Source organism: Mucilaginibacter sp. P4_A11 (assembly GCF_056402535.1).
Map to the genome: position 1 here is coordinate 104527 of NZ_JBFUHE010000002.1, position 10800 is coordinate 115326.

Annotated in this window: 6 protein-coding genes; 4 read left to right on the plus strand and 2 right to left on the minus strand. The window is 44.3% G+C overall.

Features of this window, described 5'->3' with window-relative positions; all coding sequences use genetic code 11:
* Nucleotides 1-3 precede the first annotated feature (3 nt).
* Nucleotides 4-1197 (minus strand): mannonate dehydratase, encoded by a 1194-nt coding sequence (gene uxuA, locus AC1DUD_RS04300; protein ID WP_477371976.1) that lies wholly within the window; start codon nt 1195-1197, stop codon nt 4-6.
* A 679-nt stretch (nt 1198-1876) separates the two neighbouring features.
* Nucleotides 1877-3547, minus strand: coding sequence for an alpha-amylase family protein (locus AC1DUD_RS04305; protein WP_477371978.1), 1671 nt, complete (start codon nt 3545-3547; stop codon nt 1877-1879).
* A gap of 407 nt (nt 3548-3954) precedes the next feature.
* Between AC1DUD_RS04305 and AC1DUD_RS04310 the strand changes: the two genes are divergently transcribed.
* The 4 genes from AC1DUD_RS04310 to AC1DUD_RS04325 all read left to right on the plus strand — a co-directional run bounded on the left by AC1DUD_RS04310 (nt 3955) and on the right by AC1DUD_RS04325 (nt 10541).
* Nucleotides 3955-4503: an RNA polymerase sigma factor gene (locus AC1DUD_RS04310; protein WP_477371980.1), complete on the plus strand. Its 549-nt coding sequence runs from the start codon at nt 3955-3957 to the stop codon at nt 4501-4503.
* Nucleotides 4504-4570: 67 nt separating this feature from the next.
* Nucleotides 4571-5605 (plus strand): FecR family protein, encoded by a 1035-nt coding sequence (locus AC1DUD_RS04315; RefSeq protein WP_477371982.1) that lies wholly within the window; start codon nt 4571-4573, stop codon nt 5603-5605.
* Between the two features lie 139 nt (nt 5606-5744).
* The gene (locus tag AC1DUD_RS04320) at nt 5745-8936 is read left to right on the plus strand and encodes a TonB-dependent receptor (RefSeq protein WP_477371984.1); all 3192 of its coding nucleotides are present in this window, start codon (nt 5745-5747) and stop codon (nt 8934-8936) included.
* A 24-nt stretch (nt 8937-8960) separates the two neighbouring features.
* On the plus strand, nt 8961-10541 hold the full coding sequence (locus AC1DUD_RS04325) for a RagB/SusD family nutrient uptake outer membrane protein (RefSeq protein WP_477371986.1): 1581 nt from the start codon (nt 8961-8963) through the stop codon (nt 10539-10541).
* The last annotated feature ends 259 nt before the right edge of the window (nt 10542-10800 follow it).

Sequence of the window (10800 nt, forward strand, 5' to 3'; positions counted from 1 at the left end):
TTATTATTCCATTGAGCGGATGATACCCAGCTCAAGTCCCCTCAGCTCGGCAAGGCCGCGGAGCCTGCCAATGGCCGAGTAACCAGGATTCGTTTTCTTTTTCAGATCATCCAGCATCTGATGACCATGGTCAGGGCGCATAGGGATACTTAACTGGCGCTGCTTCATTACCAGTACCAGCTCTTTCACAACGGCATACATGTCCACATCGCCCTCCAGGTGGTTATCTTCATAAAAATCACCGAACTCGTTGCGGCGGGTACTGCGCAGGTGGATGAAATTGATCCTGTCGCCAAATTGTTTAACCATGGCGGGCAGGTCATTATCGGGCCTTACACCGTATGATCCCGTGCAGAAACATAGACCATTGTTTAACGAAGGTACAGCTTCAATAAGCGCATTGATATGTTCGGCGGTGCTCACTACTCTTGGCAGACCTAAAATTGCATATGGTGGGTCGTCCGGGTGGATCACCATCTTAATGTTCTTGGCATCGGCAACCGGAATGATCTGCTGCAGGAAAAAGATCAGATTTTGCCTTAATCTTTCGGCATCTATGCCGTCATAAGCCGCAAGTGCAGCCCTGAATTTATCCAGCGTGAAGCTTTCTTCGCTGCCCGGTAAACCCGCTATGATATTGCGCTGCAACAGATTTTTGTCATCATCGCTCATGCCCTCAAAACGGGCCCTGGCGCGAGCAAGCTCATCGGCAGTGTACTCCTGCTCTGCTCCTTCCCTTTTCAGCATAAATACATCAAAGGCTATAAAGGCGGCTTTTTCAAAACGAAGGGCTTTTGAACCATCTTTAACAGTAAAACCCAGATCGGTACGGGTCCAATCCAGTACGGGCATAAAGTTATAGGTAACAATATGGATACCGCTTTGCGCCAGGTTTTGCAGACTTTGTTTATAGTTTTCGATGTATTGCAGATAGTCGCCGGTTTGCGTTTTGATGGCTTCATGTACGGGTACACTTTCAACTACATCCCAGGTAAGGCCGGCTGCTTCGATAATGGCTTTGCGTTCGTTAATAGCGTCAACTGTCCATACCTGGCCGTTAGGTACCTGGTGCAGGGCGCTTACTACGCCTGTACAGCCCGCCTGCCTGATATCGGCTAAACTCACAGGATCATTAGGACCATACCAGCGCATAGTATTGATCATGCTGAAAGTATTACTTGTATTGGTAGCACTCATTTTTATATCGTAGGTTTAATATTCAAAAACAGGAGTGTTCAATTTAAAAAGGGTGAACACTTCAAAAAAATATCAGTACTGATAGTCAACAACTTAAGCGTTAAATTAATTATAGAAAAAAAAACCAACAGACTGATAAACAGCAGTTTAATATTTGCCTATATATTTAACTGAACACTTGTTTTTAAAAGTTGAACACTGACAAAACAATGTCAGTAAAAACATGTCAGGCTGCAAGTTATCACGCGCCAATAATCGTTATATTTTTTTAAACGCCTAACAGTTAATTACAAATTATTTTGTGATACGAATGCATAGGGGAGTTTCTTCGCTCCGATCCATGACAAGTTAAAAAATGATTATTTTGAATTTGAAAACTCGGCGCGCTTTGAAAAGTGGACAACAAAACGAGGAAAGACTTACGAAGTTTTAAAAACTTCGTAAGTCTGGGATCTATTAAGTGAAAGAGGGACTGTCACCCTGAGCCCGTCGAAGGGTCGTGCGCAGAGGCCCTCCCCACCATGTTTCGACAGGCTCAGCATGACACCCATTTTTATTATGTCATCGGTAGAAACGAAGCATCTTCTCCGCCCTGCATAGCAGTTCTGCATATCGAAGAAGATCCTTCGCTATCGCTCAGGATGACAAAGAACTTTATACTATCTTAAAAATAGCCACCCTACGCCCAATCAAAATCAACTACCCTGCCGTTCAGTTTCCATTTGGCAGGCGTTAGTGTTTCCATCCAATCCAATGGCTCACCAAGCGGCTGCACTTTAGCAGCCTGAGCAAATGCAATTTTTACAGCTTTCTTTTGCTCTTCGCCCATGGCTTCGGACTGGCCGGAGATGAATAACGGTGCGCCGCTTTCGGCTAATAATTGCAGCCATTGTTTATTCCTTTTCCACTCAATATCTTTAGTAAGGCCTACACAATCGCCGTCTACTGCATAAAACGCGTTGTGTTGTGGTAAGCGGAAAGCAAGGGTATTAACGCCCATTTTGCGGGTACGTGCCCATTCATGACCGCTGGTATCATCACCAATACGGCAAAGCTCAAATATTCCTGCCGAAAGGTGGCTCATGGTGTTACAACCGATCACATAGATCCCATCACCAGCAGCCTCACGAATGGAGCGATAAAGGTGCAGGATGATCTCGGCGTTGGTTTTTGTCCTGTCGTTAAAATGCCAGCCCGGCGAAGTAAAGCTATCCTTCATATCAAAACCCCAGCGGCCGGCAATGTCATAGGTTGAAAAATCGTGCTTCACCATTTCATAACCCCATTGCTTGTACACATCAAAATTATGTTTGATCCGGGCTATGTTTTCGGGAATGGTTGGGTCCAATGTAGGATTTTTGGGATCGTCCCTGCCGGGGATCTTTGGCGCAAGCAGGCTGGCCTTTTCATCATGTTTGGCACAAAGCGGACGCATCCACAAACCGGGGCGCATACCCATTTTTTTGATCTCATCGCCAAGGGCATGCATATCTTTGAACTTATCGTTTGGCTTTGAAAAATCATCGTTCCAGCCGCCATCGCCCGGCAACAGTGGCGAATAAGTGGCCCAGCCAGCATCAATAACCGAAAAAGGCTTATTACTGTGATCTGTAACCAGTTCGGCCATCATGGCGGTTGTTTTTTTGATCAGTTCGGCCGAGTTGTTGCCGTATGCAAAATACCAGTCGTTAATACCATATACCGGTTGCTTCGGAATGCGAGGCTTCTCGCACATCATTTTACAAAAGCGATGCGTTGCGGCAAAGGTATCTTCAGCGGTTTTGGCATTAGTGGTTATGATATCGGCAGCGTGCAGTTGCCTGTCGCCTAATAGCACACCTACCCCACCCGAAGTTGTATCTAAAGTAAGTTCGATATTATCGGCATTCACACCCCACCAGCAAATACTGTTAGCGCCGGTTTTTACGCCGAAACAAGCGGTTTGTTTATCATCGTGTATAATTACATACCATGGATTTTTAATACCGGAAGCAATAGTTTTCCATTGCAGGTCACCATAAGAGCGTTCCCAATGATCGCCTAAAAATTTAGCGGATACCGGGGTATTATGCTTCCATTTTAAACGTACCGCATTTAACTCCTGCTTTGGCGATGAAGCATAAACGCCAAGCGCATTGCCATTGGTTTTCAAACTCACATGGATTTCCTTATAACTGTAATGTGATCCGTTTGATGGCTTAAGCTTAACCCAGTCAGCACCTGATTGTGCCCAAACCTCATCGGGAGCATTCATTATAGCCGCCCCGTTTGAAGCCGAATAAGTAAGCCTGCTGAAAAGCATGGCAGCAGATGTAGTTGCAGAAAGTTTTATAAAATGCCGTCTTTGCATGGTATTGTAATTGAGATATGATTATCTGTTAAAGTAACATTTAAATTGGTTTACAACGTTACTAAAAGGATTAAGCAAAAACTAATACGATCTCATTAATTTATAAAAAAAATCACATCAGGCATTCTTTTTAAAAAAAGACAAAATGCCTTAGGCCGCCTTTCGGTTAATAAACAGCGAGTTTGAAGGTCGAGAGGGTTAATTGAAAAAAACAGCGTCTCCATCACGTCATTGCGAGGTACGAAGCAATCCCCGACTTACAGAGCCACTCTGTATAGTTTGGGATTGCTTCGTACCTCGCAATGACGGAGCCTTTAAATATTATTTAAAGTTTAACAATAACTTAATCTACAAAGTCAGGCATTGTAACAGCTTAGTTATATAATTGCCGAACTGACAAAATGATAATGGAGGATATAGAATTACTGTCGAAAGTTAAAACGGATGACAGGGACGCATTTAATTCTTTATTTTTAAAATACTATCCGCTATTATCAGATTTTTGCAGGTTTTTAGGTGTAGATAGCAATGACGCTGAAGACGTTATGGCCGATGTTTTTTTAGACCTTTGGATAAAAAGAGAGCGGCTGCAGATTCATACCTCCTTAAAATCATACCTGTACGGCGCCGTAAAAAACAGGGTTTATACCTTGAAAGGTAAAAACCAAAAAATGGAGCTCCTGCCCGAAGAGTACGCTTCAGACAAACCCATCAGTGATCACCTCCGCCCTGATGAGATCTTGTTCAGAAAAGAGCGCCGCCTCATTATTGAACGTTTTATAGATGAACTGCCTGAACAGGGCAAGCTTATTTTTTTAATGAACTGGCAGCACCAGCTTGAGCACCAGGAAATTGCCGAAATTTTAAACATCTCGCCCAATACGGTAAAAACCCATATTTACCGCGCCATCAATTATTGCCGCAAGCGCCTCCTTTTGTTAAATAATCAGTCGTAATGTTAACATTACATTAAATCGCAAAATCATGTAATCGGATTGTGCCTTTTTGAATACTTACCTCAAAATGGCATACATGGATGAACATCATTACCTATTGATCATAGGTTACCTGGAAGGAAAAATATCCGAAGAGGAAACCCAATACTTATTGCAAAAAGTTCAAACGGATAAGGAGTTTTCTGACGCGTTTGAAGATATAGCCGAGATCTGGTCGGCCAGGAAACCTGTTCCCAATAATAGTATCAAAGCTAATGGTGCCCTGAACCGTCTTAATAAAAAAATAGACGGGTTAAATGCAGTACCAACTGCGCCTGCAGTTGAACGCCCTCATGCCATCATTTTAAAACTAAGGCCTATGCTGGCTGTAGCGGCCTCGGTGTTACTGTTAGCCTGCGCGTTTTGGTTTTATAATTCCCGGATCAATAGTAAACCTGCCAATACATTAGCTCTTATCGAAAACCGTACCGCTCCAGGACAAAAAAAGAAGATCAATCTTCCGGATGGTACTGTTGTTACCCTTAATGCATCAAGCAGCCTGCGCATTGCGGGCAATTTTGATGATGAAAAACGTGAGGTTTATTTAGATGGCGAAGCATTTTTTGACGTAAAACGAAATCCTCAAAAACCATTCATTGTACATACAGGCAAAGTTGCTACACAGGTATTGGGTACACATTTCAACGTATCCGCCTATGTTAATGACACTAATATCACGGTATCACTGGTACAGGGAAAAGTTCAAGTTGATATGAACGACGACCCATCCAAACGCATCATCCTTGATCCCGGTAAGCAAATGACCTATTCAAAAACTGATGGCCAGGCTCATGTAACCGACTTTATAACTGAAGACATTACCGGCTGGAAGGCAAATAAACTGGTATTTAACTATGACAGCTGGACAGATGCCGCAAAAAAACTAAGCAGGTGGTATGGCACACCTGTAAAACTGGAAGACAGCACCCTGCTGCGCTGCAAGCTGAAAGGCACTTTTGATAATATCCCGCTAAGTAAAGTGATGGAACAGATCAAAATGGTTTCGGATATATCGTGGAAAATGCAGGGGAACACCATGATCATATCCGGTAAATGTAACTAAACACAGGAAAGGTAAAACTTAATGAAATAAAGAAAATATGAAACAAAAACAGGCAGTATGATCAGATCACACCACCTGCTCCGTAATCAGGTCCTCGCCAAAGGGCCCAATTCAAATTAGTATTAGCAATCTCAAAAATATGAAAAAATATATATTCTCGCTTTTAAGTGCGATTTATTTGGTGTGCACGGTAATGCAGGCCGGCGCAGCAAACCAAAGCCGTACTTCCGACCCGGTATGCACCATCCAGGTTTCCGGAAAATCAATCAAAGAAGTATTTTCCCTAATTGAAAAACAAACCGGTTTACATTTTATACACAATGCTACAGAAGCACAGCTCAGCAAAAAGATAAGCCTTTCTGAAAATAACCAGCCTATTGACGAAGTATTAAAAAAAATAGCGAAGCAATCGGGCTTGTCATTTAAAAGGGCTGATCAAACTATATATGTACAAACCTCGTCGAGAGTACTGCGGGTAACCGGCAAAGTAACCGACTCACAAACTGGCGAAACCCTGCCCGGCGTTTCGGTAAGGATTAAAGAAAGCGCAGAGGGAACAGTAACCGATAATAATGGCAACTATCACCTCGAAGCAGACGAGAACAGCATTTTAGTGTTTTCCTTTATCGGCTATCAATCGCAGGAAGCAGCCGTTTCAGGCAGCACCCTTAATATTTCGTTAAAAGCCGATCAAGCTGCTTTAAAGGAAGTTGTTGTGGTTGGTTACGGCAAGCAATCGCGTAAACTGCTCACCAGTTCCATCGTAACTGTTCAAAACAGGGATTTTAACCGTGGCGCATTAAGTAACGCGGCGCAATTACTGCAAGGTAAAGTAGCAGGCTTAAACATTACCCGTTCCGGCGATCCGAACGAAAGCCCGTCAATCAGTTTACGCGGCCCTTCAACCCTGCGTACCGGCCAGGCACAGGAGCCTTTTTACGTAATTGACGGCGTAGCCGGTGCCGATTACAGGCTGGTTGCCCCGGATGATATTGAAACTATCGATGTATTAAAAGATGCTTCTGCAACTGCGATATATGGTACCCGTGCGGCCAATGGCGTAATTATCATCACCACTAAAAAAGGCAAAAGCGGTCAAACTGCTGTTGCCTACAATGCCTATGCAGGCGTTGAAAAAATTGCCAACAGCATTAAAATGATGAATACCAGTCAGCTGAGTGATTACCTAGGCAAGAATGGACTGGCCCTTGACCCATCTGATCAAAAGGGTGCGAATACCGACTGGCAAAAAGAAGTAAGCCGCACAGCTTACTCTCAAAACCACAACGTGGCCCTTGCCGGCGGTTTTAACCAAACTACCTATAGCGCTTCAGTTAATTATTTTGACGATAAAGGTATTTTGAAAGGCAGTGCGCTCAACCGTTTTACTACTAAAATGGCGGTGGAGCAAAAGGCTTTTAACGATCGTTTAAAACTGGGTTTATCTGTAAACAATGCTACAAGTAATTCGGATATCATCCCTAATCAAAACATTGTGTTGTATAACATGCTGCGTTACCTGCCAACGGTACCGGTAATGCAAAATGGTGCCTACACAGAAAACTTGCAGCGCATACAATACTATAACCCGGCTGCTTTATTGGCCGATGCCTATCAGAAAACCAAAAGCAAACTCAGTTTAATAAATGCCACTGCCGAGCTGAAACTCCCTTTGGGTTTTACGTACAACATCAGCCTGTCAACCCAAAACGAGCAGGTTAACGGCGGATCTTACTACAACAGCCAGTATACCCTTGACCAGGGCGTTCATGGCGAAGCATACCGCTCATCATTTGAAAACACCCGTAAAGTAGGCGAAACATTTTTGACCTATGCCAAAACCACGGGCAAACATGATATAAACGTATTGGCAGGTTACAGCTTACAGCAGGATGTAAACGGCGACGGCTTCCAGGCCAATAACCGCAATTTCCCTACTGATGATATCGGTTACCTGAACATTGGCCTTGGTTCACCTGCCGGCGATTTCAGGACAGACTGGGGGCCAAACCTATATCAAAAACTACGTCTGATCTCGTATTACAGCAGGGCCAAATACAGCTATGATAACAAATACCTTGTACAGTTATCATTAAGGCGCGATGGTTCATCGGCGTTCGGGGCCAACAACAGATGGGGTACTTTTCCTTCGGCCTCATTGGGATGGAGGATCATCGAAGAATCATTCATGAAAAACCAGCATTTGTTTAATGATCTGAAGTTAAGGGCAAGTTATGGTATCACAGGTAACTCACTGGGCTTTGACCCGCTCATCTCGCAGATCAAATATGGCTCGGCGGGTGCTTTTTACTATAACGGCGTGTTCACCAACTCTATTGGCCCTTCGCAAAATGCCAATCCTGACCTGAAATGGGAGAAAACCACCATGTATAACTTAGGTTTGGATTTCTCATTATTTAACGGCAGACTGAGCGGTACTATTGAAGCTTACGATAAAAAAACCAACGACCTGATCTATTTTTACCCGGTATCAACTACCCAGTATTTTGTAGGCACCTTAACGGCTAATGTTGGTTCTATCTCCAACAAAGGATACGAGGTTACCATTAATGCTACGCCTGTGGCAACAAGTAGTTTCAAATGGAATACATCCATAAATATAGCGCACAATAAAAACAAACTGGTATCGCTGTCAAACAGCAGCTTTAAGCTTGATTCAATCCCGCAGGCAGAGCCGGGCGGCCAGGGCGAAACAGGTTACAAGGTACAGATCCTGAAAACAGGTTACCCTGTAGGCCAGTTTTTACTATACAAATATGCCGGTAAAGATGCCAACGGTGTATCGCAATTTTACACCCGCAATGGTGGCGTTACTACCACACCAACATCTAAAGATTATTTTTATGCAGGTAACGCGCAGCCTAAATTAGTATTCGGCTTTAATAACAGCTTTAGCTACGGGAATTTTGATCTTAACGTATTTGTGCGCGGCTCGCTTGGCGGCAAAATCCTGAATGCTACCCTGGCCGATTTGAACCGTACAAGCGACGTCAGGAGCTATAACCTGCCTGCCTCATCGGCCAATGAATCGCCAAAGGATGTGAATGCTTATTTATACTCCGACCGTTACATCGAAAGCGGCTCGTACCTGCGTTTGGATAACACAACCCTTGGTTATACCTTCCCCAAATTTACTCCGGGCATCCGCAATCTGCGCGTGTATGTATCGGGTAACAACCTGGCAGTTATAACCGGCTACAAGGGGATCGATCCGGAGATTTCTTTGGGCGGACTTACACCGGGCATCGATAACAAAAATTATTACCCGCGCACCAGGGCTTTCCTGTTCGGTTTAAGTGCATCATTTTAAATCATCCACCATTAAAAGATCAACATGAAAACTTCCATTCATAAATACTGTGCCCTGCTTTTTGCGGCCATCACTATATCATCATGCACTAAAGTTGATGTGCCTGTTGAAACCGAATTAACCCCCTCCAACTTCCCTACTACACCTCAGCAATTTATCCTGGCTTCGGGAGCTGCATATGCTCAACTAAGGGGATCGTTTGCCCAATCATACTGGCAAATGCAAACCCTCAGTACCGACGAGGCTATTATGCCTGCACGTGCCGGAGGCTGGCGCGATGGCGGCCGCTATCAGCAGCTGCATTACCACAGCTGGAATGCCGACCTGCCGCAGGTACAGGATGCCTGGACATGGGGCTTTGGCACCATCAGTACCTGTAACCGCATTATAGCTACGTTTGCTTCATCGCCAGATAACGCTGCTAAAGCCGCCACCATTGCCGAACTAAGGGCTACTCGCGCCATGGTATTTTTCTTTATGATGGACCTGTACGGCAATATTCCCGTGGTAACCACATTCGGCTCGGCCGATAAACCTGCTACCATGGCCCGTAAAGATGTTTTTAACTTCATTGAAAAAGAGCTGAACGAGGTGATCCCTAACCTGAGCACGGTAGTTGACCAAACTACCTACGGCAGGCCAACCCAATTTACCGCCTATGCTATACTGGCCAAAATGTACCTTAATGCAGAAGTATATACCGGCACAGGCCGCTATAACGATGCCGTTAAAATGTGCGATAATATCATGCAATCGGGCAAATACAGTTTGGAGGATGATTACCTTAAAATGTTTTACCCGGATAACGGCCCTAAGATTAAGGAGTTTATTTTCGCCATCCCTTATGATCATGCACTGGCCCAGGGCGAACAGTTTAGCTGGTACTCGCTGCACCCGGCCTTACAGGCTAAATATAATTTGATATACCGCTTAAGTAATCCATGCAGTACCATACCATCATACTACGCACAGTTTAACGATCCTAACGATATCCGTACCAGTCTCTGGCTTATCGGTAAACAGTATGATTTTGCTGGCAATCCCATCATCATTAAAACCACTAAAAAAGGTTTGGACGCGTCATATAGTGGCTCCGATCCTACCGCTCCTGTTGATTTTCAGTTAACCTTTACACCCGACCTTACCCTGGTTGATGTACCTACCTTTGAGGTTGGCGGCGATGAACTGGGTAAAGCAAAAGGCATTCGCAACAACAAATATTATCCTGATGTTACAGCAACCGACCGCAACCAAAGTAACGACGTACCGGTTTTCCGTTATGCTGATGTACTGCTGATGAAAGCCGAAGCTATTTTGAGAGGCGCCACTCCAACTAACGGTGAAACCGCATTATCATTGGTTAACCAGCTAAGGACTAAGCGTAAAGCCTCTACCTGGACCGGCGTTGATCTGCCAAACCTGTTACAGGAACGTGCGCGTGAACTAAACTGGGAAACATGGAGAAGGAACGATCTGATCCGTTTTGGTAAATATGAGGAATCATGGGGTTATAAAACCGATAAAGACGTTAACAAACGCCTTTTCCCAATCCCATCTGCCGAGCTTATCCTTAACGCCAAGCTTAAACAAAATACCGGTTATTAATTTGTACCCCTGTTTAATTTAAGACCCAGCTGTCCTGAATGTTTTCGGGGCAGCTTTTTTGTTTTTGGAGGGGGCTACTTATAAAAAAAAATGTCATTTCGATAGAGCATGGGGCGGCTGTGAGCGCCGGGGCGAAAGAGAAATCTTGTACGCCCTGTAAAGCAATTGTGCATGGTGTACAAGATTTCTCCTCACGCTAACGCTCGTTCCCCAACTGGTTCGTCGAAATGACAATTGGGTTTATTTGAGAATAATACTT

Bases quoted from the DNA above. Each gene is read 5' to 3' on its own strand.
- AC1DUD_RS04305 (WP_477371978.1), bottom strand. From the start codon at position 3,547: ATGCAAAGACGGCATTTTATAAAACTTTCTGCAACTACATCTGCTGCC.
- uxuA (WP_477371976.1), bottom strand. From the start codon at position 1,197: ATGAGTGCTACCAATACAAGTAATACTTTCAGCATGATCAATACTATG.
- AC1DUD_RS04310 (WP_477371980.1), top strand. From the start codon at position 3,955: ATGGAGGATATAGAATTACTGTCGAAAGTTAAAACGGATGACAGGGAC.
- AC1DUD_RS04325 (WP_477371986.1), top strand. From the start codon at position 8,961: ATGAAAACTTCCATTCATAAATACTGTGCCCTGCTTTTTGCGGCCATC.
- AC1DUD_RS04315 (WP_477371982.1), top strand. From the start codon at position 4,571: ATGGCATACATGGATGAACATCATTACCTATTGATCATAGGTTACCTG.
- AC1DUD_RS04320 (WP_477371984.1), top strand. From the start codon at position 5,745: ATGAAAAAATATATATTCTCGCTTTTAAGTGCGATTTATTTGGTGTGC.